23 protein-coding genes are annotated in these 25,840 nt (G+C 65.9%); 8 read left to right on the top strand and 15 right to left on the bottom strand.

The genetic code is table 11. The features are described from left to right. Window positions 1-81: 81 nt before the first annotated feature. Together AB3G31_RS06920 and AB3G31_RS06925 are read right to left on the bottom strand one after the other, a co-directional pair. Complete coding sequence (locus tag AB3G31_RS06920; protein WP_367849455.1) at window positions 82-1,821, bottom strand: methyl-accepting chemotaxis protein; 1,740 nt, start codon at window positions 1,819-1,821, stop codon at window positions 82-84. 29 nt (window positions 1,822-1,850) lie between these two features. Beyond that, a complete protein-coding gene (locus tag AB3G31_RS06925; protein ID WP_367849456.1) occupies window positions 1,851-2,369 on the bottom strand; it encodes a chemotaxis protein CheW in 519 nt (172 codons plus the stop codon). A gap of 321 nt (window positions 2,370-2,690) precedes the next feature. Here AB3G31_RS06925 and AB3G31_RS06930 point away from each other — a divergent pair, with 321 nt between their 5' ends. Continuing rightward, window positions 2,691-3,320: a flavin reductase family protein gene (locus AB3G31_RS06930; protein WP_367849457.1), complete on the top strand. Its 630-nt coding sequence runs from the start codon at window positions 2,691-2,693 to the stop codon at window positions 3,318-3,320. Window positions 3,321-3,391: 71 nt separating this feature from the next. Here the strand turns inward: AB3G31_RS06930 and AB3G31_RS06935 are convergent, their stop codons facing one another. Then, window positions 3,392-3,997: a hypothetical protein gene (locus AB3G31_RS06935; RefSeq protein WP_367849458.1), complete on the bottom strand. Its 606-nt coding sequence runs from the start codon at window positions 3,995-3,997 to the stop codon at window positions 3,392-3,394. A gap of 6 nt (window positions 3,998-4,003) precedes the next feature. Further along, window positions 4,004-4,714, bottom strand: a complete 711-nt coding sequence (locus AB3G31_RS06940) for a YebC/PmpR family DNA-binding transcriptional regulator (RefSeq protein WP_367849459.1) — start codon at window positions 4,712-4,714, stop codon at window positions 4,004-4,006. Window positions 4,715-4,836: 122 nt separating this feature from the next. Between AB3G31_RS06940 and AB3G31_RS06945 the strand changes: the two genes are divergently transcribed. Next, on the top strand, window positions 4,837-5,304 hold the full coding sequence (locus tag AB3G31_RS06945; RefSeq protein ID WP_367849460.1) for a CYTH domain-containing protein: 468 nt from the start codon (window positions 4,837-4,839) through the stop codon (window positions 5,302-5,304). Window position 5,305: 1 nt separating this feature from the next. Here the strand turns inward: AB3G31_RS06945 and AB3G31_RS06950 are convergent, their stop codons facing one another. Further along, a complete protein-coding gene (locus AB3G31_RS06950) occupies window positions 5,306-6,478 on the bottom strand; it encodes an MFS transporter (protein ID WP_367849461.1) in 1,173 nt (390 codons plus the stop codon). A gap of 160 nt (window positions 6,479-6,638) precedes the next feature. Between AB3G31_RS06950 and AB3G31_RS06955 the strand changes: the two genes are divergently transcribed. From AB3G31_RS06955 to AB3G31_RS06965, 3 genes are read left to right on the top strand one after another with little or no spacing between them, the layout of a single operon-like run. Continuing rightward, entirely contained in the window at window positions 6,639-7,589 is a 951-nt protein-coding gene (locus AB3G31_RS06955) for a diacylglycerol kinase family protein (RefSeq protein WP_367849462.1), read from the top strand. Next, window positions 7,586-8,389 carry a metallophosphoesterase gene (locus tag AB3G31_RS06960; RefSeq protein WP_367849463.1) on the top strand — a complete coding sequence of 268 codons (804 nt, stop codon included), beginning with the start codon at window positions 7,586-7,588 and terminating at the stop codon, window positions 8,387-8,389. Before AB3G31_RS06955 ends, AB3G31_RS06960 begins: the two co-directional genes overlap by 4 nt. Beyond that, a complete protein-coding gene (locus AB3G31_RS06965) occupies window positions 8,379-9,167 on the top strand; it encodes a phosphatase PAP2 family protein (RefSeq protein WP_367849464.1) in 789 nt (262 codons plus the stop codon). The genes AB3G31_RS06960 and AB3G31_RS06965 overlap by 11 nt, the downstream gene beginning before the upstream one ends. Here the strand turns inward: AB3G31_RS06965 and AB3G31_RS06970 are convergent. The 7 genes from AB3G31_RS06970 to AB3G31_RS07000 all read right to left on the bottom strand — a co-directional run bounded on the left by AB3G31_RS06970 (window position 9,164) and on the right by AB3G31_RS07000 (window position 17,971). Beyond that, a complete protein-coding gene (locus AB3G31_RS06970) occupies window positions 9,164-10,699 on the bottom strand; it encodes a diguanylate cyclase (protein ID WP_367849465.1) in 1,536 nt (511 codons plus the stop codon). The two genes, AB3G31_RS06965 and AB3G31_RS06970, sit on opposite strands and share 4 nt — an antisense overlap. Before the next feature lie 91 nt (window positions 10,700-10,790). Further along, the gene (locus AB3G31_RS06975) at window positions 10,791-11,984 is read right to left on the bottom strand and encodes an MFS transporter (protein WP_367849466.1); all 1,194 of its coding nucleotides are present in this window, start codon (window positions 11,982-11,984) and stop codon (window positions 10,791-10,793) included. A 126-nt stretch (window positions 11,985-12,110) separates the two neighbouring features. Further along, window positions 12,111-13,190 (bottom strand): ABC transporter ATP-binding protein, encoded by a 1,080-nt coding sequence (locus AB3G31_RS06980; RefSeq protein WP_367849467.1) that lies wholly within the window; start codon window positions 13,188-13,190, stop codon window positions 12,111-12,113. A gap of 147 nt (window positions 13,191-13,337) precedes the next feature. Then, on the bottom strand, window positions 13,338-14,237 hold the full coding sequence (locus tag AB3G31_RS06985; protein WP_367849468.1) for a carbohydrate ABC transporter permease: 900 nt from the start codon (window positions 14,235-14,237) through the stop codon (window positions 13,338-13,340). A 2-nt stretch (window positions 14,238-14,239) separates the two neighbouring features. After that, entirely contained in the window at window positions 14,240-15,154 is a 915-nt protein-coding gene (locus AB3G31_RS06990) for a carbohydrate ABC transporter permease (RefSeq protein ID WP_367849470.1), read from the bottom strand. A gap of 109 nt (window positions 15,155-15,263) precedes the next feature. Continuing rightward, window positions 15,264-16,409 carry an ABC transporter substrate-binding protein gene (locus tag AB3G31_RS06995; protein ID WP_367850305.1) on the bottom strand — a complete coding sequence of 382 codons (1,146 nt, stop codon included), beginning with the start codon at window positions 16,407-16,409 and terminating at the stop codon, window positions 15,264-15,266. Between the two features lie 188 nt (window positions 16,410-16,597). After that, window positions 16,598-17,971: a GH1 family beta-glucosidase gene (locus AB3G31_RS07000; RefSeq protein ID WP_367849471.1), complete on the bottom strand. Its 1,374-nt coding sequence runs from the start codon at window positions 17,969-17,971 to the stop codon at window positions 16,598-16,600. Window positions 17,972-18,143: 172 nt separating this feature from the next. Between AB3G31_RS07000 and AB3G31_RS07005 the strand changes: the two genes are divergently transcribed. Beyond that, window positions 18,144-20,159, top strand: a complete 2,016-nt coding sequence (locus AB3G31_RS07005) for a PAS domain S-box protein (protein ID WP_367849472.1) — start codon at window positions 18,144-18,146, stop codon at window positions 20,157-20,159. Next, a complete protein-coding gene (locus AB3G31_RS07010) occupies window positions 20,156-20,809 on the top strand; it encodes a response regulator (RefSeq protein ID WP_367849473.1) in 654 nt (217 codons plus the stop codon). Before AB3G31_RS07005 ends, AB3G31_RS07010 begins: the two co-directional genes overlap by 4 nt. A 608-nt stretch (window positions 20,810-21,417) precedes the next feature. Here AB3G31_RS07010 and AB3G31_RS07015 read toward each other — a convergent pair. Both AB3G31_RS07015 and AB3G31_RS07020 read right to left on the bottom strand, forming a co-directional pair. Then, entirely contained in the window at window positions 21,418-22,395 is a 978-nt protein-coding gene (locus AB3G31_RS07015; RefSeq protein ID WP_367849474.1) for a xylose isomerase, read from the bottom strand. Further along, on the bottom strand, window positions 22,385-23,656 hold the full coding sequence (locus AB3G31_RS07020; protein ID WP_367849475.1) for an NAD(P)/FAD-dependent oxidoreductase: 1,272 nt from the start codon (window positions 23,654-23,656) through the stop codon (window positions 22,385-22,387). Before AB3G31_RS07020 ends, AB3G31_RS07015 begins: the two co-directional genes overlap by 11 nt. A gap of 141 nt (window positions 23,657-23,797) precedes the next feature. Between AB3G31_RS07020 and AB3G31_RS07025 the strand changes: the two genes are divergently transcribed. Then, window positions 23,798-24,700, top strand: a complete 903-nt coding sequence (locus tag AB3G31_RS07025) for a MurR/RpiR family transcriptional regulator (protein ID WP_367849476.1) — start codon at window positions 23,798-23,800, stop codon at window positions 24,698-24,700. A 40-nt stretch (window positions 24,701-24,740) separates the two neighbouring features. Here AB3G31_RS07025 and AB3G31_RS07030 read toward each other — a convergent pair whose 3' ends face one another. Then, on the bottom strand, window positions 24,741-25,835 hold the full coding sequence (locus AB3G31_RS07030; RefSeq protein WP_367849477.1) for a LacI family DNA-binding transcriptional regulator: 1,095 nt from the start codon (window positions 25,833-25,835) through the stop codon (window positions 24,741-24,743). Between the last annotated feature and the right edge of the window lie 5 nt (window positions 25,836-25,840).

Genomic DNA, 25,840 nt, shown 5'->3' on the forward strand with positions numbered 1-25,840 from the left:
CTCAATTTAAAAAAAAAGAGCTGCTAGCGCTTATGGAATAAGCGCTAGCAGCTCTTTAATTTATAGCGTTTTGCCGCTGGCTCAGAAGCTGGTCCAGTCGTCGCTGCCCGTGCGGGCCTGCACTGCCGTGGTCTGCGCTTCCTTGGCCTTGGGGGCCGCCAGCGCAGGCTTCTTGCCAAACGCGGGACGCGCCACGTTCTTGGCACGGTCGGGGGCGCGGCGCTCGATTTGCGGCGGCTTGACCGCGCGTTTGGCCGGGTTTTGGGCGGTGCTGGCGTTAGTCGCGTTCAGCTTGAACACGGAAACCGATTGCAGCAACTCTGCGGCCTGGTGGCTCAGGCTGTTGGCGGCGGCCGCACTTTCTTCCACCAGGGCCGCGTTTTGCTGCGTGACCTGGTCCATCTGGATGATGGCTTCGCCCACCTGGGCCACGCCTGCGCTCTGCTCGGTGCTGGCGGCGCTGACTTCGGCAATGATGTCCGACACCCGCTGGATCGATTCCACCACTTCGGCCATGGTGCTGCCCGCCGTGGCCACCAAGGCCGTGCCCTGGTCCACCTGGGTGACGCTGGCGTCGATCAGGCCCTTGATTTCCTTGGCGGCGCCCGCACTGCGCTGGGCCAGGTTGCGCACCTCGCTGGCCACCACGGCAAAGCCCCGGCCTTGCTCGCCGGCACGGGCGGCCTCCACGGCGGCGTTCAGCGCCAGGATGTTGGTCTGGAAGGCGATGCCGTCGATCACGCTGATGATGTCGGCAATCTTCTTGGAGCTGTCGTTGATGCCCTTCATGGTGTCCACCACCTGGTGGACCACCTGGCCGCCGCGCGCCGCCACGGTCGAGGCACTGGTGGCGAGTTGCTTGGCCTGGCGGGCGTTGTCGGCGTTGTGCTTGACGGTGCTGGACAGCTCTTCCATGGAGGCGGCGGTTTCTTCCAGGGCGCTGGCTTGCTGCTCGGTGCGGCCGCTCAGGTCGTTGTTGCCCTGGGCGATTTCTGCGCTGGCGGTGACCACGCCGTCGGCATTCTGGCGCACGTTCTGCACGATACCGGCCAACTGGGTTTGCATGTCCGACAGTGCCTGGAAGAGTTGCGCAGTTTCATTGGTGCCACGGCTGTCGATCGTCTGGGTCAGGTCGCCAGCAGCCACGGCGCGGGCCACTTCCACCGCCTTGGCGAGAGGCCGGGTGGTGATGCGGGTGATCCAGGTGCCGACGACGGCGGCAAACAGCAGCGCAAAAGACACCAGCCCCAAGACGGTGGCTTCGGCGGTGCCGAGGGTGCTTTCCACCGACGCGCTGGCCGTGTCCATCAGCTTTTCCTGTAATTCGGTGAATTCAGCCAAGGCGGCTTGGTAGCGTCTTTGTACCGGGGCCAAATCGTTGTAGAGGGCCGCAGTGGCGGCGGCTTTGTCGCCCGCCTTGACCAGGTCCTGTACCTTGTTGCGGCTGGCCGAGTAGGCCGTGCGGGCCTCCAGGGTCTTGTCCAGAGCGGCCTGTCCTTCCGGCGATGCCACGCTGGCCTTCAAAGTTTCAAAATAGCCGTTGATGGTTTTGGAGTTGGTTTCCAGTTCGCTGTACAGCGCTGCCAGTTTCGCTGCGTCGTCTTGCAGAATCAGGTCGCGCAGCGCCCGCACATTGGCCGAATTGGCGTCGGCAATGTCGTTCAGTACCGCCACTTTGGCGTAGCGGTCTTTCACCACCAGCGTGAATTCTTTGCCCAGCCTGTTCAGGCTCAGTGTGGAGATGCCGCCCACCAGCGCGATCAGAATGCCCATCACGGCAAAGCCCAGGACCATGCGGGTGGATATTTTGAGGTTGTTCATGGTGAATTACCAGGTTATGCGGCGTGGGATCAGGCCAGGGCTTCTTCGGCCTCCGGCACGGTGGCCGGGGTGTGTGCCAGCATTTTTTCGATGTCCAGCAGGATCAGCATACGCTCCTCGCCGGGGTCGCCCAGAGTTCCCAGGCCAAGGATATGGTCGGCGTTGATGTCGCCGTCAAAATGGGGCGTGGGGCGTATCTGCTCGGGCGCCAGCCCGATCACGTCGCTGACCGAGTCCACCACCACGCCGACCGGGCCCTGTTCCAGGTTCAGGATCACGGTCACGGTGAAGCTGTCAAAAGTAGCTTGCTCCTGCGCCAGCTTTATCCGCAAGTCCATCACCGGCACGATGACGCCGCGCAAGTGCAACACCCCCTTGAGATAGCCGGGCGCATTGGCAATCCGCGTGGGCTGCTCATAGCCGCGAATCTCTTGCACTTTCAAAATATCGATGCCGTACTCCACGCTGCCCAGCCGGAACGACAAATATTCGTTGGGCAGGCTCGGGACGCTGGCAGAGCGGGCGGAGGGGGTGGCGGGTAGGTGCATGGTGGCGGCTTGCAAAAAATGGGACGGCTTTTGGCGGGATACTGCCTGTTGCAGTGCGCCAGGTTTTTGAAAAATCAAATTTTATGTATTTCTTGTATCAATTTTATGTCAATAATCAATAATCGATAGATTCGCGCAATCGTTTGTATCATTGTTTTGCGCTAATGTGATTTATTTGACGCTGGTGGGGCCTGCAATGCCGGTCTCCGTTCCGGTGCGCCCGGCCCCACGCGGGTGGGCATGCGAATTGCAGCGACAACCCATGGCCCGCAGGGGGCCTGCCGCTGGTGCCAGCTTTTTTTCTAACTCCTACCTTTCACCATGAATGTCGACTTCGCCACCCTCACCGAGTACCAGCGCTACAAAATGATGGCCAGCCTGATCGTGCCGCGGCCGATTGCGCTGGTCACCACGCTGAGCGAGGGCGGGGTGGTCAATGCCGCGCCGTTCAGCATGTTTGCCATGATGGGCGAGGAGCCGCCCATCGTGATGATCAGCCTGAACCGGCTCAAGGACGGCCAACTCAAGGACACGGCGGCCAACATCAAGCGCAGCAAGGAGTTTGTGGTGCACATGTGCGACGAAGACCTGGCCGAGCAGATGCACCGCTGCGGTGAGCGCCTGCCGCCCGACCAGAGCGAGCTGGAGGCCGTGGGCCTGAGCACCGCGCCGTCGCGCGCCATCGCCCCGCCGCGCATTGCCGAGGCCCCGGTGGCGTTTGAATGCACGCTGTGGGAGCTGATAGAAACCGACAGCCGCCAGATCTTCATCGGCAAGGTGCTGTGGATGCATGCCCGCGACGAACTCATCGACACCGAAACCTGGCGCGTGCGCCTGCAAAACTACCACCCGGTGGGCCGCTTCGGTGCCAGCTTTTACGTCAAGACCCGCGAGCGCTATGCGCTGGAAGCCCAGGCCCTGGAGCGCTCCACGCCGATTGACGAGATGTAGGCCCAGACGTAGGTCTTTTAGGCCTCTGGCGCTTATTCCATCAGCGCAAGCAGCTACTTTTTAGATAGCAGTCAGGCTTCCACCAAACTGCAATACGCCCGGCGCGTTTCGGGCGACACGGCGGCCACCAGCTGGGCGTAGGTGGTTTGGTGGCGGGCCATCATGCGGGCCGAGGCCACGGTTTTGGATTTGCAGAACCAGTGGCAGGTGTGCTGCATCAAGAACAGCTCGGCCGACATGGTGAAGGCCTTGTCCTTGGCCGGGGTGGTGGTGGCCGCGTCCGCCGCGCGGGCGATGCCCTGGGCGTGGATGGCAAACGCCTTGCGCAGGTCGAAGGTAGCGCCGGGGAACAGCGTGTCGGCATAGGGCAGGGCGATGGCAATCTTGCTCACACGGGTCTGCTCGGCTGCGGCCTTGGCAAATTCGCTGGCAAAGCGCTTGAACTGTTCGGCCAGCTGGGCTTCGCTGGTGTTCAGCAGGGCCCAGATCTGCTCTTGCCGTGCCGCGTCTTTTTCGCCCAGCGCCCGCAGGTAGCCCTGCGTGACAGTCTCCATCAGCTTTTCGATCTGGTACTGGCTGAGGTGGCTGCCCAGCGTGGCAATGCGCTGGCGCTGGTCGCGCGAGGTCAGCGCGTAGCTGCCGATGGCGATCAGGATCGCCAGGATGAGAAAGTCCATGGAGGGTTAGTTCAAGCCTGCATAAATGTTTTGCACGTCGTCGTTCGCGTCGATGGCGGCCAGGAAGGCTTCGACTTCTTCCAGCTCCTCGGCGCTCAGGCTGGTGGCGGCGATGGGGTTTTTGGCCTTGTAGCCCAGCTTGGCCGACAGCACGGTGAAGCCGTGGGTGGGCAAGGCGCGGCTGACCAGGTCGAGGTCGGCGGGGTCGGTCAGGAAGGTGGTGCTGCCGTCTTCCTCGCCGGGCTCAAAGTCCTGCGCACCGGCTTCGATGGCGGCCAGCTCGGCGTCCGCGCCCTTGGCGGCGGGTTCGGCTTCGATCATGCCCACGTGGTCAAAGTCCCAGGCCACCGAGCCGGAGGTGCCCAGCTGGCCCTTGCGGAACAGCACGCGCATCTCGGGGGCGGTGCGGTTGACGTTGTCGGTCAGGCACTCGACCATCAGCGGCACGCGGTGCGGGGCGTAGCCTTCGTAGATCACGTGGTCGAAATGCACGGCCTCGCCGGTCAGGCCTGCGCCCTTCTTGATGGCCCGGTCCAGCGTGTCCTTGGGCATGGAGACCTTGCGCGCCTGCTCCACCAGCAGCCGCAGCCGGGCGTTGGCGGCCGGGTCGGCCCCGCTGCGTGCGGCGATCATGATGTCTTTGGACAATTTGCCAAATACGCGGCCCCTGGCGTTGGCTGCCAGTTCCTTACCTTTTGCTTTCCACTGCGCGCCCATGGTGGGTTTCCTTCTATATGGTCTTTGGCTCGCCACCTGGGTGGCGAATTGCGGGGCTTGGTTATAACACCGTGCAGAATGGCCAGCCCCACCGCAATCCCATGCCACTTCCGGAGACCCCCTTGGCCACTGAAATCGAACGCAAGTTTCTCGTCACCGGCGACGCCTGGCGGCAAGGCCCTGGCACTCTGCTCAGCCAGGGTTACCTGAACCGCGACAAGCAGCGCACGGTGCGAGTGCGCATTGCGGGCGAGCAGGCTTTTTTGACCATCAAGGGCCCGAACCAGGGCGCCACGCGGGCCGAGTTCGAATACCCGGTTCCGCTGGCCGATGCAGCGCAGATGCTGGCGCTGTGCGATGGGCCCACCGTCGAGAAAATCCGCCGCGTCGTCCTGCACAAGGGCTTCGCCTGGGATGTAGACGAATTTTTGGGCCAGAACGCCGGGCTGGTGGTAGCCGAGATCGAATTGGCGTCCGAAGACCAGGTGTTTGCCCGGCCCGCCTGGGTGGGCCAGGAAGTGACGGACGATGCGCGCTACTACAACTCCCGCCTGGCCACGCACCCTTACAGCGGGTGGCAAGCGCCCTAGTTCAGGCCCCGACCATCGCCCCGCGCACCGGCACACCCCGGTCCAGCCGCGCGCTGTACAGCGTCAGGGCCAGCGCACCCAGCGTCACCCCGGCGGCCAGCAGCGGCAGGGTGCGCAGCGACCAGCCCGCGGCAATCGCGCTGCCACCCAGCCAGGCCCCCAGGGCGTTGCCCAGGTTAAACGCACCGATGTTCAGCGTGGAGGCCAGGCTGGGCGCATCCCCGGCCTGGGACACCACCCGCACCTGCAGGGGCGCGCCGGTGGCAAACGACACCACGCCCCACAGCACCAGGGTGGCCACGGCGGGCCAGACCCACTGGCTGGTGACCGAGAACGCGGCCAGCACCACCGCGATGGCCGCAAAGATGCACATCAGCGACGGCATCAGCCGCCAGTCGGCCAGCCGCCCGCCCAGCAGGTTGCCGATGGTCAGGCCCACGCCGCACAGCAGCAGCACGTAGCTGACGTTTTGCGGCGCGATGCCGGTCACGTCGCGCAGGATGGGCGTGATGTAGGTAAACATGGTGAACATGCTGGCCGATGCCAACATGCTCATGCCCAGCGCCAGCCACACCTGCTTGTGGCGCAGCACGCGGAACTCGCCCAGGGCGCTGCCGCTCAGCGTCTGGCGCAGCGCGGGCACCCAGCGCAGCACGGCGGCCATGGCCAGCACGCCGATCACCGACACCGCCCAGAAGGTGCTGCGCCAGCCGGTTTGCTGCCCCAGCAGCGTGCCCAGCGGCACACCCAGCACATTGGCCAGCGTCAGCCCCGCAAACATCATCGACATGGCCTGGGCCCGCTTCTCCGGTGCCACCACCTGGGTGGCCACCACCGCGCCAATCCCGAAGAAGGCCGCGTGGCAAAACGAGGTGAGCACCCGCGCCACCATCAGCCAGCCGTAGGTGGGGGCCAGCGCGCAGCCGATGTTGCCCACCACAAACAAGGCCATCAGCCAGGCCAGCGTGGTTTTGCGTGGCATCTTGGCTGTGGCCACCGCCAGCACCGGGCCGCCTACTGCCACGCCCAGGGCGTAGGCCGACACCAGCATGCCCGCGGCGGGAATGGTCACGCCCAGGTCGGTGGCGACTTCGGGCAGCAGGCCCATGATGACGAATTCGGTGGTGCCAATGCCAAAAGCGGCAACGGCCAGGGCCAGCAGAGGGAGGTTCATGGGGAGGTGGAAATACGGGAAAACCAGGATTCTAGGGGGATTGGCGATTTCGTGCAGGCGCCGAATTTTGTAAGCTTTTTAAGCCTTTCATGCTCTATCCATCAGCGTGAGCAGCTACTTATTTTGTAGTAACCGCTACCAGGGCTGCTAGGATGCGGCCATGAACCCAAGCCCTCTACAGGACCCCGCCGCGCCGCTGATCTTCGTCATCAACGCGGCCTCGGGCCGCAGCGATGCCGATGCCAAGCGCGCGGTGATCGAACAGGCCTTGCAGGCTGCCGGACGCACCGGCGAACTGCTTTTTACCCGCCCTGCCGATCTGCCCCGCGTGGCCCGCGAAGCCGCGGCCACCGCCCTGGCCACCCGCTCGGCGGTGGTGGCGGTGGGCGGCGACGGCACCATCAACGCCGTGGCCCAGGCGGCGCACGCGGCGGGCTGCGCCCTGGGCGTGGTGCCGCTGGGCACCTTCAACTACTTTGCCCGCACCCACGGCATTTCCACCGAGCCCGCGCAGGCCGCGCAGATGCTGATGCAGGCCGTGCCCACGCCGGTGCAGGTGGGCACGGTCAACGGCCAGGTGTTTCTGGTCAACGCCAGCCTGGGCCTGTACCCGGTGCTGCTGGAAGACCGCGAAACCTACAAGGCCCGCTTTGGCCGCAGCCGCTGGGTGGCCCTGGGCGCGGCGGTGATGACCCTGCTGCGCTTCCACCGCCAGTTGCATCTGCAGATCGACCAGGGCGGCGTGGTGCGCAATGTGCGCACGCCCACGCTGTTTGTGGGCAACAACCGCCTGCAGTTGGAGCAGGTGGGCGTCAACCTCAGCGACCACCCGGCGCGCCCGCTGGACGACGGCCAGATCGCCGCGGTGATGCTCAAACCCATGGGCACCCTGGCCATGGTGGGCTTGATGGTGCGTGGCGCCATGGGCACGCTGGGCGAGGCCGACAGTGTGGAGAGCTTTGCGTTTTCGCGCATGGTGGTGCAGCCGCGCCGGCGCAAGATCAAGGTAGCGTTTGACGGCGAGGTGACCCGCATGCGCACCCCGCTGGAATTCAGGGTGGCCGCGCAGCCCTTGTTCCTGCTCAAACCCGCCGAGGGCAGCCGTTCATGACCGTGCTGCTGCAAATATCCGACCCGCATTTCGGCACCGAGCAGGCCCCGGTGGTGGCGGCCCTGGCGGCCCTGGCGCGGCAGCAGCAGCCCGATCTGCTGGTGCTGTCGGGCGACATCACCCAGCGCGCGCGCAGCGCCCAGTTTCGGGCGGCGCGGGCCTGCATGGACCGGCTGGGCGGGCCGCTGCTGGCGGTGCCCGGCAACCACGACATCCCGCTGTTCAACCTGTGGGCGCGCTGGCGGCACCCCTACGCCGGGCACTGCGCGGCCTTTGGGCCCGTGCTGGAGCCGGTGTTCCGGTCGGCCGACCTGCTGGTGGTCGGCGTGAACACCACCCGGGCCTACCGCCATGAAGACGGCGAGGTATCGCCCGCGCAGATCGAGCGCGTGGCCACCTTGCTGGCCGGGGCCACGGCGGCGCAGTTGCGTGTGGTGGTGGTGCACCAGCCGATTGCGGTGCAGCGCGCCGAAGACGTGAAGAATCTGCTGCGTGGCCACGCCGACGCGCAGCGGGCGTGGGCACTGGCCGGGGCCGACGTGGTGCTGGGCGGGCATATCCACCTGCCGTTTGTGCTGCCGCTGCCGGGCCTGGCGCGGCCCCTGTGGGCGGTGCAGGCGGGCACGGCGTTGTCGAGCCGGGTGCGCGCGGGCGCGCCGAACTCGGTGAACCTGCTGCGCTGGCAGGCGGCCGAGCGGCGTTGCAATGTGGAGCAGTGGGATTTTGCAGCCGCGTCCGGCGCGTTTGCGTGTGTGAAAGTGACACCGATCCAGGTGGGCCGGGGGCTGCATGCCGTTTGATGTGGCAGCCTGGGCCCCGTGGGCTTTGGAAATCTATGCGGGTGTGCTGGCGCTGCTGCTGCTGGCTACCACGGGCGGCTGGTGGCTGGTGCGGCGCATCGACGTGCCGCGCGACCAAAGCAGCCTGTCGCCTGCGCTGTACCTGGGCCTGCGGCTGGCGGCGGGCTTTGCGGTGATCGTCACCGGGGCCTGGGTGTTTGCCGAGCTGGCCGAAAAGCTGGGCACCGACGGCGCCATGGGTCGGGCCGACCAGGCGCTGGCCGACAGCCTGCGCACCCAGTTGCCGCCGGCCGCGCTGCAGATGTTCGCGCTACTGACCCGCCTGGCCGATACCCCCACCGTTGTCGGTCTGTGCATCCTGGTGGCCGCTGTGTTGGTGTGGCGCGGCCGCCGCTGGCTGGCGCTGGGCTGGGTGCTGGCGGTGGCGGGCAACGGCGTGCTCAACACCACGCTGAAGCAGATTTTTGCGCGGGTGCGGCCGGTGCACGACGACGGGCTGGTCTTGGCCCACGGCTTCAGCTTTCCCAGCGGCCACAGTTCGGGTTCGGTGGTGCTGTACGGCATGCTGGCCTATGTGCTGTGCCGCTTTGTGCCGCCGCGCTGGCAACTGCCGCTGGTGCTGGCGGCGGTGGCGCTGGCGTTTTCGGTGGGGGTGAGCCGGGTGTTTCTGCGTGTGCACTTTGCCAGCGATGTGCTGGCGGGCTTTGCGTCGGGCACGGCCTGGCTGGTGGTGTGCATTGTCAGCATCGAGCTGACGCGCTGGACGCGCAACCGCTAGGCACCTGGGCCGGGGTCAGGCTCTGCGGGTGTCCTGCTGCCTGCGCCGTACAGCACGGTCTGGTTGCGGCCACCGGCCTTGGCCTGATAGAGCGCCAGGTCGGCCTGCTGCACCAGCAGGTCGGAGGTTTCGCCCACGGTGGGAACGTGCAGCGCTACCCCCAGGCTGGCGGTGACCGTGCCCAAGGGCGATGCCGCGTGCGGCAGGGCCAGGGCGACCAGGGCCAGGCGGGCGGTTTCGGCGATGTGCCGGGCATCGGCGGCATCGCGCACCCAGGCCAGTAGCACAAATTCTTCACCACCGTAGCGGGCCACCAGGTCGCCGCCGCGGTGCAGTTGCGCGGCCAGTACGCGGGCGACGTGGCGCAGGCAGTCGTCGCCCGCCAGGTGGCCGTAGTGGTCGTTGTAGGGTTTGAAAAAGTCCACGTCCAGCATCACCAGCGCCAGGGGCTGGCCGCTGCGGGTCGCCCGGCTCCATTCGCTGGCCAGCACCTCGTCGAAGCGGCGGCGGTTGGCGATGCCGGTCAGGCCGTCGGTGGCGCTCAGTTCCGCCAGCCGGGCGTTGGAGGCTTCCAGGGCCTGGGTGCGCTCGCGCACCTTGTCTTCCAGCCCGCGTTCGTGGGTTTTCAGCTCGGTCAGCAAAATGGCGAAACCGATGCCCACGGTGCACAGCGTGAAGATGAACTCCTGCGCCCGCACGATTTCCAGGTGCACGTCGACCGCCCCGAAGGGCTGGTGGCCGGTGGTCAGGACCCAGGCGGTGGCCAGGGAGATCAGCGCCACCGCCAGCGCCGTCCAGCGTATGCCGAAGCGCACCGCCAGGTACAGCACGGGGGGCAGCAGCAGGTCCGGTGTCACCGACACGCCGCCGACTTCGCCCTGCTCGGCAGAGAAGACCAGCCAGGCCAGTGCCACGCCCAGCAGCACGATGGTGCCGTCGAGCAGGGTGCAGCGGGTGGGGGGTGCGTGCACCGGCCCGGAGAAGCTGAGCAGCAGCGGCGTGTAGATCAGCAGGCCCAGTGCATCGCCAAACCACCACACGCGGACCAGCGCCAGGTACGGCGTGGTGATGCCGGCATCCATGTGCAGCAGGATGGCCGAGGCCAGCAGTGCGGCCAGCAGCGCCGCCACGATGGGCCCGGCGGCAATGAATTTGCCGAAATCTTCAATCCGCTGCAGGCCCCGCGATACATGCATGCGCCGCATCAGCCCGTAGGCCAGCAGCACCTCGGCCAGATTCACCAGGCCCAGCATGACCGAGCTCCCCAGCGGAAAAGCCGACGTGGTGGCCAGCACGTCCGAGCTGGTGGTCAGCGCCGCCATGGCCCAGCCGCGCTGGCCCTGGTAGCGCAGCAGGGCGGCCAGCAGCACCGCGTTGGGCAGCCAGACCACGGCCTCGGTTTCCGGGGTGACGGCGCACAACAGGGTGAGCTTGACGCTGGCGAAATGCAGCAGCGGCAACAGCAGGTAGATCCACCAGGGCGGGCGGTCGGGTCCGGTGGACGACAGGGGGGGTGGGGTGGTGGCGAGCACCTCGCTATCGTATAAGAATCTAGTTACATTTTTGAACTCTTATTGATAGTGTCTTTTTGGCACTCCGTGCTTACCCTTACAGCGTGAGCAGCTACGTTTTTTGTAGTATGGGCCCGGTGGGCTGCCAGATGCGTCGCAGCGCGGGCACCAGCGCCAAATACACCGCGCCAAACAGCACAAAGCCCAGGCTCAGCACCTGGCTTTCAAACTGGCTGTTGAGCAGCACAAAAAGGCCCACGCCCACCATGCGGCCCAGGCCCAGCGGGATTTCGCGCACCACGATGTAGTCCAGCTTGTGCTGCGCGTAGTCGGGCGCCGACTCGATGGCGGCGTAGCTCCAGGCCATTTCGCAGGTGGTGATGGTGTTCATGCCGATGGCGCTGGCGATGCCGTAGACCACCAGCATGGCGGGCTCCTGCACCAGGGCCAGGGCGACGGAGGCGGCGCACAGCAGCAGGGCGCCCAGGGTGTAGGTGCGCAGCCGGTGCCGGGCCTGCGACCACAGGGCCAGGGCAATGCTGGACACCAGGCCCACCAGCGCCACCATGGCGCTGTAGGCGCCAAAGGCCAATTCGTCTTGCAAGATGGCATAGGCCATGATGGTGACCAGAAAGCTGGTGTAGGTGCCCTGCACCGTGGCCATGGCGGTGCTGACCCAGAACATGCCGCGCCAGGTGCGCTGCTTGTTGCGCCAGGCGCCCAGCAGGTTGGAGGCGCGGCCCAGCGGCTGGCCGCTGATGCGGGTCGACCACCAGGCGGCTACCGCAAAGGTCAGCAGCGACAGGCCGAACACCACGCTGTAGCCACGCGGGCCCGCAATATGCCGGATCAGCCAGCCCGCCAGCAGCGGGGCCACGATGGCGGCACCGCTGGTCATGTAGTTGGCGGCGTAGAGAAAGCGGTCGCGCTGCGCGTCGTGGGCGTTTTCCAGAAACTGCATGTGCTGGCCGATGACAAAGAAGCTCACCGCCAGCCCCAGCAGGCCGCCGATCAGGCCCACATGCCGGGCGCAGTCTTCCTGCAGCCACAGAATCACCGCGTAGGCCAGCATGAACAGCACCAGCCCGACCCGTGAGCTGGCCATGGGCGAAGTGCGCCGCGCGTGCAGGCTGCACAGCGGAAAGCTCAGCAAGATCGCCGCCGACTGGCTCAGGCTGTAGTGCGCCTGGGTGAGCAGAGAGCGGTCGATGTTCCAGATGTAGAGGTTGACGAAGATGTTGGACAGGCCGACGGCAAAGGCCTGCAGCAGCATCAAGATCAGGAAACGGCGGGCGTTCGGGAGCATGGATGGATTGTGAAGGGGGTGGCCCCCACCCCGGCCCGCCCCCGGCGGGGAGGGGAAACACGGGCTGTGCATTGCTCCCTCCCCCACCGGGGGAGGGCTGGGGAGGGGGCCGGTTGTGGCGGACCGCTACAGCCGCTGGCCGTCCTCGCCAAACAGCGAGATGCGCCGCACGTCGCAGCGCACGCCCAGGGTGTGGCCGCGCTGGTGCGGGGTGTGGCTGTCGGCGATACACGACATGGCCGTGCCGCCCAGGTCCAGCCACAGCACCACCATGGCACCCATGGGCTCGGCCAGGGTGACGGTGGCTTTGCCCAGGGCGGGCTGGTCCAGCGGCACCAGGTCCACGTGCTCCGGGCGCACGCCCAGCACCGCCTTTTGGCCCATGTGCGGCGGCGTGGCAAAGGGGTAGGCGGCTACGTCGACCGTCAGGCCCGGGGCGCGCCACACCAACTGGCCGTTGTCGGAGGCGATCACGCCTTCGAAGAAGTTCATGGTGGGCGAGCCCAGAAAGCCCGCCACGAAGCGGTTGATGGGCCGGTCGTAGACTTCGGCGGGGGTGCCGATCTGCTGGATCTTGCCGTCCAGCATCACCGCGATGCGGCTGGCCAGGGTCATAGCCTCGGTCTGGTCGTGGGTCACATACACCATGGTCTTGCCGATGTCCACGTGCAGCTGCTTGAGCTCGCGGCGCAGCTCGTTGCGCAACTTGGCGTCCAGATTCGACAGCGGCTCGTCAAACAGATACACCCCGGCATCGCGCACCAGGGCACGGCCAATCGCCACCCGCTGGCGCTGCCCGCCGGAGAGCTGCGAAGGCTTGCGCTGCAGCAGCGGCCCCAGGTGCAGCATGGCGGATGCACGTTCCACGCGGCGGGCGATTTCATCGGCCGGAATGCCGGTGATGCGCGGGCCGAACGACATGTTGCGTTCCACCGTCATGGTGGGGTAGAGCGCGTAGCTCTGGAACACCATGCCGATGGAGCGGTCCTTGGGGTCGGCCCAGGTGACGTCGTTGCCGCCGATTTCGATCACGCCGTCATGCACGTCGATCAGCCCGGCGATCGTGTGCAGCAGGGTGGATTTGCCGCAGCCCGAGGGGCCCAGCAGCACCAGGAATTCGCCATCGACGACCTCCAGGTTCATGTTTTGCAGGATGTCCACATTGCCCAGGCGGATGTGGAGTTGTTGGATGCTGACACTAGACATATGGATTCCTCTAATTTTTATAAAGCCGCCAAGGCAGGTGGTAGACCATCCTTCCAGAAACACCGCAGAACTGGCTCCGCCAGGCTGCTGGTGTTGCCCCCTGCAAGGGGGTTGGCGAAAAGCGCTTGCGCTGTAGCCTGGGGGTGTTCAACCTTTCACTGCGCCAGCAGCGATGCCGCGTACGAACCAACGACCGGAGATGAGATAGATGAACAGCGGCACCGAGGAGGTGAGGATGGTGGCCGCCATGTTGACGTTGTACAAACGCTCGCCGGTGGTGGTGTTGATGATGTTGTTGAGCTGCACCGTCATGGGCAGGTTCTCGCGCCCGGCAAACACCAGGCCCAGCAGGAAGTCGTTCCAGATGCCGGTGACCTGCATGATCACCGCCACGATGATGATGGGGGTGGACATGGGAATCATCAGCTGGAAGAAGATGCGCCAGAAGCCACCGCCGTCGATGCGCGCGGCCTTCACCAGCTCTTCGGGCAGGCTTGCGTAGTAGTTGCGGAACAGCAGCGTCATCACCGGCATGCCGAAGATGGTGTGCACCAGCACGATGGCGGGCAAGGTGCTGAATAGGCCCAGCATGGACAGCCCGCGCACCAGCGGATACAGGTGCACCTGGTAGGGAATGAACGCGCCCAGCAGCAAAATGGCAAAGAACACCCCGGCCCAGGGCCTGCGCCAGTAGGCCAGTGCGTAGCCGTTGAGCGCACCAATGAAGATCGACAGCATCGCGCTGGGGACCACGATCTTCAAGGAGTTCCAGAAGCCCACCTGGATGCCGGTGCACTCCAGCCCGGTGCAGGCACTGGACCAGGCAATCGCCCAGGCTTCGATGGTGGGGCGGCTGGGCAGGGCGAAGATCTGGCCCAGGCGGATCTCTTCCATGGGCTTGAGCGAGGTCACCACCATCACATACAGTGGCAGCAGAAAGAATAGGGCGCTCATCAGCAAAAAGGCGTAGATGCCGATGCGGGCCGGGGTGAACCAGGATTTGGCCGGGCGCTGGTTGCGCACCTTGACGGGAGTGGTGGCGTTCATGGTCAATGGCCCTTGTTGTTGTTTTTTTCCATGCGGTTCTTGGCGTACAGCCAGGGCAGCAGCAGGGCCAGCACGGTCAGCAGCAGCACCACCGAGGCGGCCGAGGCCAGGCCGATGTTGGCGCGGTTGAACAGGTAGTCCATGATGAACTTGGCGGGCACCTCGCTGGCAATGCCGGGGCCGCCACCGGTCATGGCGACCACCACGTCGAACACCTTGATCACGCCCAGCGACAGCAGCACGGTGGCGGTGGCAATGCTGGGCGCAATCATGGGCAGCACGATGCTCATGTAGACGCGCCAGACCGGAATGCCGTCGATGCGCGCGGCCTTCCAGATCTCTTCGTCCACGCCGCGCAGGCCTGCCAGCAGCAATGCCATGACCAGCCCGGCCGACTGCCACACCGCGGCCAGGGCGATGGCGTACATCACCTTGTCCTGGCTGATGATCCAGTCGAACTCAAAATTGGGAAAGCCTAGCTGGCGCACCGCCTCTTGCAGGCCCAGGCCGGGGTTGAGCATCCACTGCCAGACCAGGCCGGTGGCCACGAAGCTCATGGCATAGGGGTAGAGAAAAATGGTGCGCAATATGCCTTCGCCGCGCACCTTCTGGTCGATAAATACCGCCAGAAAAAAGCCCAGCGCCAGGCAGGCAATCACAAAGATCACACCAAACAGCGCCATGTTGTGCAGCGACAGCCACCAGCGGTCGGTGGTGAAGAGCTTTTCGTACTGCGCCAGCCCGACGAAGTTGGTGTTGGGGAAGGTCTTGGAGCTGGTCAGCGACACCACGATGGACCACAGCACCGTGCCCAGGTAGCACAGCAATACGGTCACCGCCATGGGCAGCAGGGCGAAGTTGACCGCCCAGTTCTGGCGCTTGCCGCGCCGGGGTGGGGGTTTGGGGGGTGTGGCCATCTAAGGTGTCCTTTGTGCAGTGCGGAATGCGAAACGGGGATGCGGTACACGCCCGTGCCGGCGTGCGGTGGCACGTCGGCACGGGCGTGGCTAGCGGGCGAGCGCCAGATCAGCCCTTGATGGCGCCCTGCAGCGCCTTGACCACATCGTCCACCGACTGGGCAGTGTTCCAGTACTTGGAGATGATGTCCTGCACGGCACCGCCCACATCGGGAGCCAGCAGCATGTCGGGTACGGCGATCTGGCGGGTCTTGTCCTTCATGATGGTCAGGCCGGCTTGTGCGCACAGGTCCATTTGCGATGCATCGACGTCGGTGCGGATCGGGATCGATCCCTTTTTGTTGTTGAACGCGACCTGGGTGGCGGCCGAGGTCATCGAGGTGGCCAGCATCTGCTGGGCCTTGATGGCGTTGGCATCCTTGGTGCGGGGAAACACAAACACGTCACCGGCAATGATGTAGGGCGACTTGGGGCCAAAGCCGGGGAAGCAGCCGTAGTCTTTGCCCGCCACCTGCTTGGCGTTGTTGAATTCGCCCTTGGCCCAGTCGCCCATGATCTGCACGCCAGCCTTGCCGGTGATCAGCATCGAGGTGGCGTCGTTCCAGTTGCGGCCGGGCGAGCCTGCGTCGGTGTAGCTCTTCAGGCGCTTGAAATCGGTCAGCACCTTGCGGAAGGCAGGGGTGTTGATGACGGCTGCATCGTGGTCCTTGAAGAACTTCATGTACAGGTCGGTACCGCCGACCTGGGCCACCCAGCTGTAGAAGGTGATGTATTCCTGCCAGCCCTGGCCACCCAGAGCCAGTGGCACCAGACCGGCGGCCTTGAGCTTGTCGAGTGCGGCGAACAGCTCGTCGGGGGTCTTGGGTTCGCTGGTGATACCGGCCTTGGCAAACGCGGGCTTGGAGTACCAGAACCAGCTGGGCATGTGGATGTTGACCGGTGCGGCGTAGTAGTGGCCGTTGACCTTGATGCTGCTGATCACGGGTGCGGGCAGCATGGTGTCCCACTTTTCCTTGGCGGCTACGGCGTCGATGTCGTTGAGCATGCCCTCCTTGATGATGTCCAGGTACTGCTGCGAGGTGTTGAACATGGCCGCGGTGGGTGGGTTGCCACCCACGATGCGGTTGATGGCGGCGGCACGGGCGGCCTCACCACCGGCCACCGCCGTGTCGACCCATTGGCCACCGGATTTGTTGAACGCGGCGGCCAGCTCTTGCACCGCCGCCGATTCGCCCCCCGAGGTCCACCAGTGCATGACTTCCGCCTTGGTCTGCGCCTGCGCGCCCGTGGCGGCCAAAATGGCCAGCGATGCAATGGCCAGGGCCACGGTGGTACGAACTTGTGCTTGCATGTTGTCTCCAGTTTTTATGGGAAAAGGGCTCACCGCCCAGAGGGAAAAAGGGCAGAGCCGGCATGTTGCCACCGGCTCTGCCAGGGAAAAAATCAGCGCACGGGGCGTTCCTTACGCTGCTGCAAGAAGGCTTGCACGGCGAGCGAACTGTGCTTGGGCGTGCGCACCTGGGTGGTGTAGTCCACGTGGGTGATGCCGAAGCGGCGCTCGTAGCCATAGGCCCATTCAAAGTTGTCCATCAGCGACCAGATGAAATAGCCGCGCACATCCACCCCGGCCTTGATGGCGGTGTCCACGGCCATCAGGTGGCGCTCCAGGAAGCGGATACGCTGGGGGTCGGCCACGCCGCCGTCGGCCCCTACGCTGTCGTCGCTGGCCATGCCGTTTTCGGTGATGTAGACCGGGGGCATGTCGGGGTAGCGGGCGTTGAAGTCCACCAGCAAGTCGGTCAGGCCCTGGGGGTACACCTCCCAGCCCATCTGGGTGCGTTCCACCTTGTCGGAGTGGGGGGCTTCCTGGAAGCCGCCCTTGCCGTCGGACTCGACCTCGGCGCGGAAGTAGTAGTTGATGCCCAGGAAGTCCATCTTGGTGGAGATGATTTCCATGTCGCCCGCCAGCACCAGCGGCTCGCAGCCGGGCCACAGCCGGAAAAGGTCTTGCGGGTAGGTGCCCAGCAGCAGCGGGTCGAACACCCAGTGGTTTTGCTGCACGTAGGCCAGGTAGGCCGCATCCTGGTCGGCGGCGCTGTCGGTGCGCGGGCCAAACACGCCGGTGTTGCAGACGATGCCGCGCATCGCCTTGGGGTCGTTGGCTTTGATTTTGGCCAGCGCCAGGCCGTGGCCCAGCAGCAGGTGGTGCAGGGCCTGGGTGGTCTGGCGCAGGTCGGTCACGCCGGGGGCGTGGCGGCCAATGCCGTAGCCCAGGAAGGCCGAGCACCAGGGCTCGTTCAGCGTGGCCCAGGCGGTGACCTTGCCCGCCAGTTCGCGGCTCATCAGGTCGGCGTATTCGGCAAAGGCGTAGGCGGTTTCGCGGTTGGCCCAGCCGCCCTTGTCTTGCCAGTGCTGGGGCAGGTCCCAGTGGTACAGGGTGACGTAGGTTTGGATGCCTTTGGCTTGGAGCGCGTCCAGCAGGTTCTTGTAGAAGCCGATGCCTTTGGGGTTGGGCACGCCTTTCTCGTCCATCACGCGGGGCCAGGCGATAGACAGGCGGTAGGCATCTACGCCCAGCCCGGCAATCATGTCCACATCGGCCTGCCAGCGGTGGTAGTGGTCGCAGGCCACGTCGCCGGTGTCACCGTGCAGCACACGGCCAGGTTCGTCGCAGTAGGTGTCCCAGATGGACTGCAGGCGGCCGTCCTCGTCGGCAGCGCCCTCGATCTGGTAGGAGGCAGTGGCCACGCCCATCAGGAATTCAGGCTGGGCAATGGCCGAAGTGGCGGGGATGTTCAGGGCAGGTACAGCAGGCATGGTGTTCCAGAAAAGGCGGCAGGTTGGGTGCAAGGTGGGTAAGTGCCGCGATGTTAGGGACGATGGATCGCCTAGTCTGTAGGGAAAGTTTGATACCCGTACTATGGGTATCCCTGAGTGCCTGTTCTAGTGCCCAGGCTTGCGGCACACTTGGTAACTAATTCGTTTGGCAATGCACCACCAACCCCCCCATTCCACCGATCGCCCGGATGCCGAAGGCCCCTTGGGCATCTCCGGCAGGTCCGTGCAAAAGCTGCCATTGACCGACCGCCTGGGGGCCGACGGCCTGCCCGGCGTGCCTGGCTACAGCGAGCAAAAGCAGAAGAACGATCCCCGCTTCGGCCAGGGCGCGGTGTGGCGCTGGCTGAGCGAGGCCGACCTGCTGGACCAGCGTGGCGAAGCCCAGGCCGAGTCGGTGCTGGTGTCCAACAGCCACCGCGTGTGGCAGCTGCTGCGCGAGATGCCGGTGGGCCTGGTGCTGTACGACGCCGACTTCAATGTGGTCTACCAAAACCGCGCCAGCGAGCACATGACCGGCTTTGGCGCCGACGAAGCCGTGGGCCGCTCCCCCATCGGCCTGTGGATCCTGCCCGACCAGGTGGCCAACCTGCAAAACACCCTGCGCCGCATGCGCACCGAGCGCATCTCGCTGCACGGGCGCGGTGTGCAGCTGCGCCGCGATGGCCATGTGGCCTGGGTGCAGTGGTACACCACGCCGCTGTTTGAAGGCGACACCTTCATCGGCTACCTGGGCACCCACACCGACATCAGCGAAGAGCTGCGCGCCCACACCGCGGTGCGCGCCGCCAAGCAGCAGGTCGATCTGCTGGTGGACGCGGCGGTGGACATCGCCATGCTGCAGCTCTCACCGCTGGGCCGGGCGCAAAGCTGGAACCGCAATGTGCAGGCCCTGTTTGGCCTGCCTGCGCTGGAGGTGCTGGGGCAGGACATGGCCCAGGTGCTGGCCCTGCCGGACCAATGGCCCGCGCTGCTGGCCGGTGCCGCGGGCGGTGCCCGCATGGAGTACGAAGGCTGGCTGCCGCGCCAGCCCGGTGGCCGCTTCTGGGGCAACCTGCTGCTCTACCCCAAGAGCGATGAAAACCACGCGGTGGTGGCCGTGGTGCTGGTGGCCCGCGACCTGAGCGACCGCCGCCTGGCCGAGCAAAAAATCCGCGACAGCGAAGCCCTGCTGTCGGCCATCGTCTCCACCACCAGTGACGCCATCCTGGGCCTGGATGGGCAGGTCTGCGTGGTCTTCAGCAATCCCGCCGCCCAGCGCATCTTTGGCCGCAGCGCCGCGCAGTTGCTGGGCCTGCCGCTGGCCGATGTGATGCCCGATGTGGACCTGCCCAGCCTGATCGGTGCGGTGCGCACCCTGTCGGCCCGGCACCCGGACGGGGCCACGCTGCACCTGGAAGCCTCGGCCAGCGAAACCCGCGTCAACGGCGAGGTGCTGTTCACCCTGACCGCCCGCGACGTGACCGAGCGGGTCGAATCCGAGCAGGCCCTGCTGCACTACCGCGAGCAGCTCTCGGCCCTGTCGCGCCAGCTGATGGAGGCCGAGCAGCAAACCAACCGCCGCCTGGCGCAGCTGCTGCACGACCAGCTGGGCCAGACGCTGACCACCCTGCGCATCTCGGTCGATGCCCTGCGCGCCCAGCTGCCGCCGCCCGCCACACCCGCCATCGACAAGAGCTGGACGCGCGTGTCCGGCATGATCGACCGCGGCATGCGCGAGGTGCGCCAGGTGCTGGTCGAGCTGCGCCCGCCGCTCTTGCAAGAGCAGGGCCTGGGCGTGGCGCTGGACAACGAAATCCAGGCCGAAGCCGCCAACCACAGCGGCGTGGCGCTGCGCCTGCATATCCCCCCCGCCATGGCCGACCGGCGCTGGAACCCCGAGGTTGAATACGCCGTCTTCATGGTGGCCCGCGAAGCCATCGGCAACGCCCTGTGCCATGCCCGCTGCCACAGCCTCACCGTGGGCATCGAACCCCTGGGCACGCTGGGCCTGCGCCTGCTGGTGCAAGACGACGGCATCGGCCTGGGCCCCATCGGCCAGGCGGTCAAGCCCGGCCACCTGGGCCTGGTGGGCATGCGCGAACGCTCCCAGGCCATCGGTGCCCATTTAAGCGCCCGCTCGGCCGACAACGAGCGCGGCACCGTCATCGAACTGAGCTATTCCCCATGACAGACACTGTGTACCTGGTCGACGACCACGCCATCCTGCGCGAAGGCCTGCGGGCGCTGCTGGAGCCGTCTGGCTTTAACGTGGTGGGCGAAAGCGGCGACCTGCCCACTGCCTTGCACGACATCGTGCGCGCCCCGCCCGACTGCGTGCTGCTGGATCTGTCGCTGGGCGAGCGCTCGGGCCACGAGCTGCTGGCCGAGTTGCAGCGCCGCAAAATCCCCAGCCGCGTGGTCGTGCTGAGCATGATGGCCCAGCCGCGCCAGGTGATGGATGCCGTGCGCATGGGGGCCATGGGCTATGTGCTCAAGGGCGCGTCGGGCGCCGAGGTGATCAACGCCCTGCGCCAGGCCTGCTGCGGCCAGCACTACTGGAGCGCCGCCATCGAGCGCGTGGCCCAGGAAGCGCTGCTGCCCGCCGACCCCGGTGCCGCGCCCGAGCCGCTGCACACCCTGTCGCAGCGCGAGCGCCAGGTGCTCAACCTGGTGGTGCGCGGCCAGCCCAGCAGCGGCATCGCCCACACCCTGAACCTGTCCGCCAAAACCGTGGAAACCTACCGTTCCCGGGTGATGGCCAAGCTGGGGGTGAGCGACATCACCGGGCTGGTGCGGCTGGCGGTGAAGGAGGGCTTGCTGGACGGGGAGGGAAATTGAGGTTTTAGGGCCGTTTTTCAGGGCTCCAATCGGCAGCCCGTGCTGATGGAATGGGCGTGACGTGCTCCTGTTTTTTACTATCAAAAGAGAAGCAATCTGTGGGGTGTACGGGCGGTAGCCAATGGGGTCGGATCATCCGCGCGCTCCAAAAGCTGGATGCCGTCCAGGCCGTATATCGCGCGTGTGCTCCGACCCCTTTGGCGGGTTGGCGTTGGCGCTTTCTGGATGTCTGCCAGCGTCGTCGGCCGGGTAGTGCGCCCGGCGGCGCAGTAACTTTTCTTTTGCGCAAAAGAAAAGTCACCAAAAGAAAGGCGCCCCAACTGTCTGCGCCCCTGCGCTGGCGCTACGGGGAACCTGCGGTGCGCGCTTTGGGCGGGGTCTGGCTAAACTCGCCTGCGGCTCAAACAACGCCAGCCCTTTTCCGCCCAAAGCTGTGCTCCTCGGCGCACACAGATGGGGACCCCGGGGAGCGGGATCGGCCCGGCGGTGCCGGGCATCGCGCCGGTCGCGAGATGAGGGTGGCGGTTGGCTTGGGTTGGTTCAGATGCCAAATGGGCCTCTTGTGCTTATCAAATCAGCATAAGCAGCTATTTAAAAAATAGCACCCATCACCCCTTCAGCGCCCGCCATTCCTCTTGCAGCCACGCCGCGCAGGCGATGTTGTTGTCCATGATCGAATAGCGCCCGCCGCCGCCGTAGTCGGCAAACGGGATGAACTCGCAGCTGATGCGCTGCGGGGTGCTGGCGGGGTGGGCGTGCATGGCGGCCAGCAGTTCGCGCACGGCTTGTTTCCAGGGTTGCAGTTTTTGCGCGTCCCAGGGGCTGTGGAACGTGCCCGCAGGGGGCGCGATGAAGGGGTACTGGATGGCGCGGCCGGGCTGGCCGGGTTGGCGGTCCATGGCATGGTTGTGGGGGATGCCGGGGGCTACGCTGCGGGTGTGGGCGTGGGCGACCCAGCCCTCGGCCAGCCACTGGCGGTAGAAGGCGGGCAGTACCTCGCGGCTGCCGCCGTCGGGCAGGCCGCTCAGGGCCAGCTCTTCGGGGTGGTCCATCTTGAACACCAGGTGCGAGTGGTCCAGCGTGATGCGCAGCGGCACGTGGCGGCGCGCCAGCAGCTCGGCCACGCGCTCCACCCGGGCGAACTGCTCGCTCCACATGTCCACGTGCACTTCCAGGCTGGGCAGGCAGCCTACGGGGGCGCCCACCTGCATGGCATCGAGGAAGAAGTCGGCCACCTCCTGGTCGGTGATGGCCGCACCGTCGGCCCGCCGGGCAAACAGCTGCATGTTGAACACTGTGGCCCCGAGCTGGCCACCGGTGGCCACGCACCAGCGCATGCGCGCCTTATCCCGCCCGGCGCAGAAGATGCCGCCAAACACGCCGATGGGCACGCCGTATTCCTGCACCAGGTCGAAGTAGGGCGCAAAGTCTTCGGCGGGGTTGTGGTTTTTCTCGATATAGGCAAATGCACCGCTGTCGCGCACCCATGCAAAGCGGGTGGAGGCATCGGGCGTGGGCAGGCCGTCGTGGTGGAGCACGCCGTCGAGGTTGATGCCGATGGGCAATGGGGCCACGTTAGCGGGCATGGCTGAGCAATCCCTTGAGTTTGGTGGCCGGGTCGGCCAGCACCTCGGCGCTGGCGCTGATGCGCCGTTCCACCAGGGTGCGTGCCAACTTCAGCTCTTTGGCCACGCGGCTGGTTTCGCCCCAGCCGCAGGCGCCCACCAGGCGGTTGTCGGCATCCAGGTAGAAGATCACCATGCCGCCAGCGTCGTCCAGCGTCCGGGTCACCGAGGTGGCGGCCAGCGCGGGCTCGCCCATCACCTGCAACTGGTGGTCGTACTGGTCGGACCAGAACCAGGGCAGGGCGGTGTAGGCGGCCAATGCGCTATTTACGCCCTCCAGCATGTTCTGCGCGGCAATGGCGGCCTGGGTTTCGGCGTTGTGCCAGGTTTCCTGCCGTACCAGCTGGCCCGACAGCACGCTGGGAAACTCGGCCACATCGCCCGCCGCAAAAATGCCCGGCAGGCTGCTTTGCAGGTGCGCGTTGACCATTACGCCGCGGCCCACCGCCAGCCCGGCGGCCTGCGGCAGCGCCAGGTCGGGTTCGATGCCAATGCCCGCCAAAACCGTGTCCGCTTCGATGCTGCTGCCGTCGGCCAGCTCCATGCGCACGCCATTGGCGGTGCGGGTGATGCCAAGTGGTCCCACGCCCAGCAGCACGCGCACACCACGGGCCCGGTGCAGGGCCAGGGCGCGCTCGGCCACCGGCTCGGGCACAGCGCGGCCCATCAGGCGCGGCGCACCTTCGACCACGGTGACCTCGCAGCCCAGCTTGCGGGCCGAGGCCGCCACTTCCAGGCCGATGAAGCCGCCGCCCACCACCAGCAGGCGCTGGCCCGGGGTGAGGCGCTGGGCCAGCGCGGCGGCGTCTCCCAAGTTGCGCAGCGTCATCACCTCGGGCAGGTCGCCGCCGGGGATGCGCAGCGTGCGCACCTTGCCACCGGTGGCCAGCAGCAGCGACTGGTAGGCCAGGGTTTGGCCGTCAGACAGCGTGAGGCTGCGCGCGGTGGCATCGATGGATGTCACCCGTGCGACGTGGCGGGTGATGCGGGCTTCCCGCAGGTCCGCATCCGACAAAAGCGCGCAGGCCTCGGCGGTTTTGTCGCCGGTGAGCAGGTCTTTGGACAGGGGCGGGCGCTCGTAGGGATGGTGCGGCTCATCGCCCACCAGATGGATGGCGGCCTGCCAGCCCGCGGTGCGCAGCGCCAGCGCCGCGCGGCCGCCGCAATGGCCTGCACCGACGATGACCATGGCCGGGCTGGACGTACTATCGGGGGTGTGCATGGGTGTGGGACGTGGTGGAAATGGAATTTAATTATAAGAAGTTGCGCCCCAAAATAACAAAAATTTTCTATTTTTATTTAAATATGAAAATAATTTCCTTCGACAAGACTAAGATGACTGCTTTACGCAACCGAAACCATGATGTCCGCTGACAAGGCCCCCAAACCCGCAGGCTCCCCGGCCCCCGCTGCCCAAAGCGTGGACCAGTTGATCAAGCGCATCACCGGTGAATACGATGCCCTGAGCAAACAGCTCAAGGTGATCGCCCGCCACGTGGAGCTCAACCGCCACCACATCGGCTTGGACGGCATCCAGCAGGTGGCTTCGCAGTGCAGCGTGCAGCCCTCGGCCGTGGTGCGCTTTGCCAAGCACTTCGGGTTCTCGGGTTTTTCGGAAATGCAGGCCATCTTCCGCGAAGGCCTGTCGCGCCAGCTGGCCCCGGCACGCAACTACAAAACCCGCATCCGCGACGTGATCGAGTCGGGTGCGGGCAGCCTGTCCAGCGTGGAGATTGCCAACGAATTTTTGTCGGGCAGCATCGCCGGCATGCAAGAGCTGCAAAACAGCCTGCACGGCCCCACCTTCAAGAAAGCCGTGGACCTGCTGGCCGAGGCCGACAGCATCTGGATCGCCGCCTCGCGCCGCTCGTTTCCCATCGCCGTGTACCTCGACTACGCCTTGCAGCACACCGACAAGCGCGTCGGCCTGGTGTCGGCCATGGGCAGCATGCACCTGGGGCAGATGCGCTCGGTGCGCAAGGGCGACGTGATGCTGGTCATCTCGTTCCTGCCCTACGCGGATGAGACCATCGCCGTGGCCAAAATGGCGGTAGAGCGCGGTGCCCGCCTGATCGCCATCACCGACAGCCGCATGAGCCCCCTGGCCAAGCTGGCCCAGGTGACGCTGGTGGTGCAAGACAACTCCACCTTTGGCTTTAGATCGCTCAACAGCACCATGGGCCTGGCCCAAAGCCTGTTCATCGCCCTGGCCTACATGCTGGAGCTACCCTACCAGACGACCACGCCGCAGGGGACGGCTTCTTAAAGAAATAGGCCTCCCACGCTTATTTCATCAGCGTAACCAGCTACTTATTCTGTAGCAACCCACTCCCCGGCAAATACGGCTGGCTGGGCAGGTTCTCGGTGCAGAACAGGCGGAACTCGTTGGGGCCGGACATGGGCTTTTGGGCCAGCCATTTGTTCTGGAACAGCAGGTGTTGCATGCCCGACAGCACCTGGCCATCCGGGTCCTGGTCGATCACCAGGTCCATCGCGCCCTGCTGGAGCCAGCGGCGGTGTTCGTCAGAGAGTTCGTGCCCGATCCACACCACCTGGCCGGTCAGGCCATGGCGCTGCAGGGCCTGGTGGATGCCGACCGAACCTGCTCCGCTGTGGTAAATGCCAGCCAGCGGGCCTTGCTTGCAGGCGGCGTCCACGGCCTGGAAGGTCTGGTCGGGGTCGTCAAAGCAGGGGATGGCGGGGGCGCATGGGAACTGGGCGAACTTCTCTTGCACCACGTCCAGAAACCCGGCGGTGCGGTCGCGGTGGGCGCGGAAGTGCAGGTCGTTGGTGAGCAGCAGCAGCCGTCCACCGGGCCGGGCTAGCCGCCCCATGAAGTGCCCGGCGGTGCGGCCTGCGTGCAGGTTGTCGATGCCTGCGTAGTGCAGGCGGGGGGCGTTGTTGCTTCCGCTGGGATCGCTGATGTCGCTCATGAGCGTGACCACCGGCACGCCCTGCTGGCTGACCTGTTGCACGGCGGCGCGCAGCACCGGGGTGTCGGGCACGGCCAGCAGCAGGCCGTGGCGCGGGTGCGGGGGCTGGCGGATGAACTGCGCCGTGTGTTCGTCGTCGCCAGGCGCGAAGCTGTGGCGGTGCACCACGATGCGCCGGTCCAGCAGCGGCATGAGGCGCTGCAGGGCCAGTTCCATGCGCTGGAAGAACGGGGTCTGGCTGCGCGCCAGCACCACGTCCAGCCGGGTCAGGCCCCGGTGCACTTCGGGCATCAGGCGCGGCACGGCGAGTTGCTGTGCCGCCCGGATGACTTTCTCGCGGGTGGCGGTGGAGACGCTGCCGCGGTCGTTCAGCACCCGGTTGACGGTGGCCGGGCTGACCTGGGCCAGCGCGGCAATGTCGATGAAGCGGGCGCTGGATTTTCTGCGGGGAGGGGAGCTATCGGCCATTCCCC

Origin of the sequence: Rhodoferax sp. WC2427, from assembly GCF_040822085.1 — a bacterium.
In the GTDB taxonomy this organism is placed as follows: domain Bacteria; phylum Pseudomonadota; class Gammaproteobacteria; order Burkholderiales; family Burkholderiaceae_C; genus Rhodoferax_B.

Bases quoted from the DNA above. Each gene is read 5' to 3' on its own strand.
- AB3G31_RS06950 (WP_367849461.1), bottom strand. From the start codon at position 6,478: ATGAACCTCCCTCTGCTGGCCCTGGCCGTTGCCGCTTTTGGCATTGGC.
- AB3G31_RS07020 (WP_367849475.1), bottom strand. From the start codon at position 23,656: ATGCACACCCCCGATAGTACGTCCAGCCCGGCCATGGTCATCGTCGGT.
- AB3G31_RS07010 (WP_367849473.1), top strand. From the start codon at position 20,156: ATGACAGACACTGTGTACCTGGTCGACGACCACGCCATCCTGCGCGAA.
- AB3G31_RS06975 (WP_367849466.1), bottom strand. From the start codon at position 11,984: ATGCTCCCGAACGCCCGCCGTTTCCTGATCTTGATGCTGCTGCAGGCC.
- AB3G31_RS07025 (WP_367849476.1), top strand. From the start codon at position 23,798: ATGTCCGCTGACAAGGCCCCCAAACCCGCAGGCTCCCCGGCCCCCGCT.
- AB3G31_RS06965 (WP_367849464.1), top strand. From the start codon at position 8,379: ATGCCGTTTGATGTGGCAGCCTGGGCCCCGTGGGCTTTGGAAATCTAT.
- AB3G31_RS06960 (WP_367849463.1), top strand. From the start codon at position 7,586: ATGACCGTGCTGCTGCAAATATCCGACCCGCATTTCGGCACCGAGCAG.
- AB3G31_RS06985 (WP_367849468.1), bottom strand. From the start codon at position 14,237: ATGAACGCCACCACTCCCGTCAAGGTGCGCAACCAGCGCCCGGCCAAA.
- AB3G31_RS07000 (WP_367849471.1), bottom strand. From the start codon at position 17,971: ATGCCTGCTGTACCTGCCCTGAACATCCCCGCCACTTCGGCCATTGCC.
- AB3G31_RS06980 (WP_367849467.1), bottom strand. From the start codon at position 13,190: ATGTCTAGTGTCAGCATCCAACAACTCCACATCCGCCTGGGCAATGTG.
- AB3G31_RS06925 (WP_367849456.1), bottom strand. From the start codon at position 2,369: ATGCACCTACCCGCCACCCCCTCCGCCCGCTCTGCCAGCGTCCCGAGC.
- AB3G31_RS07015 (WP_367849474.1), bottom strand. From the start codon at position 22,395: ATGCCCGCTAACGTGGCCCCATTGCCCATCGGCATCAACCTCGACGGC.
- AB3G31_RS07030 (WP_367849477.1), bottom strand. From the start codon at position 25,835: ATGGCCGATAGCTCCCCTCCCCGCAGAAAATCCAGCGCCCGCTTCATC.
- AB3G31_RS06955 (WP_367849462.1), top strand. From the start codon at position 6,639: ATGAACCCAAGCCCTCTACAGGACCCCGCCGCGCCGCTGATCTTCGTC.
- AB3G31_RS06990 (WP_367849470.1), bottom strand. From the start codon at position 15,154: ATGGCCACACCCCCCAAACCCCCACCCCGGCGCGGCAAGCGCCAGAAC.
- AB3G31_RS06995 (WP_367850305.1), bottom strand. From the start codon at position 16,409: ATGCACTGGTGGACCTCGGGGGGCGAATCGGCGGCGGTGCAAGAGCTG.
- AB3G31_RS06935 (WP_367849458.1), bottom strand. From the start codon at position 3,997: ATGGACTTTCTCATCCTGGCGATCCTGATCGCCATCGGCAGCTACGCG.
- AB3G31_RS06930 (WP_367849457.1), top strand. From the start codon at position 2,691: ATGAATGTCGACTTCGCCACCCTCACCGAGTACCAGCGCTACAAAATG.
- AB3G31_RS06920 (WP_367849455.1), bottom strand. From the start codon at position 1,821: ATGAACAACCTCAAAATATCCACCCGCATGGTCCTGGGCTTTGCCGTG.
- AB3G31_RS07005 (WP_367849472.1), top strand. From the start codon at position 18,144: ATGCACCACCAACCCCCCCATTCCACCGATCGCCCGGATGCCGAAGGC.
- AB3G31_RS06940 (WP_367849459.1), bottom strand. From the start codon at position 4,714: ATGGGCGCGCAGTGGAAAGCAAAAGGTAAGGAACTGGCAGCCAACGCC.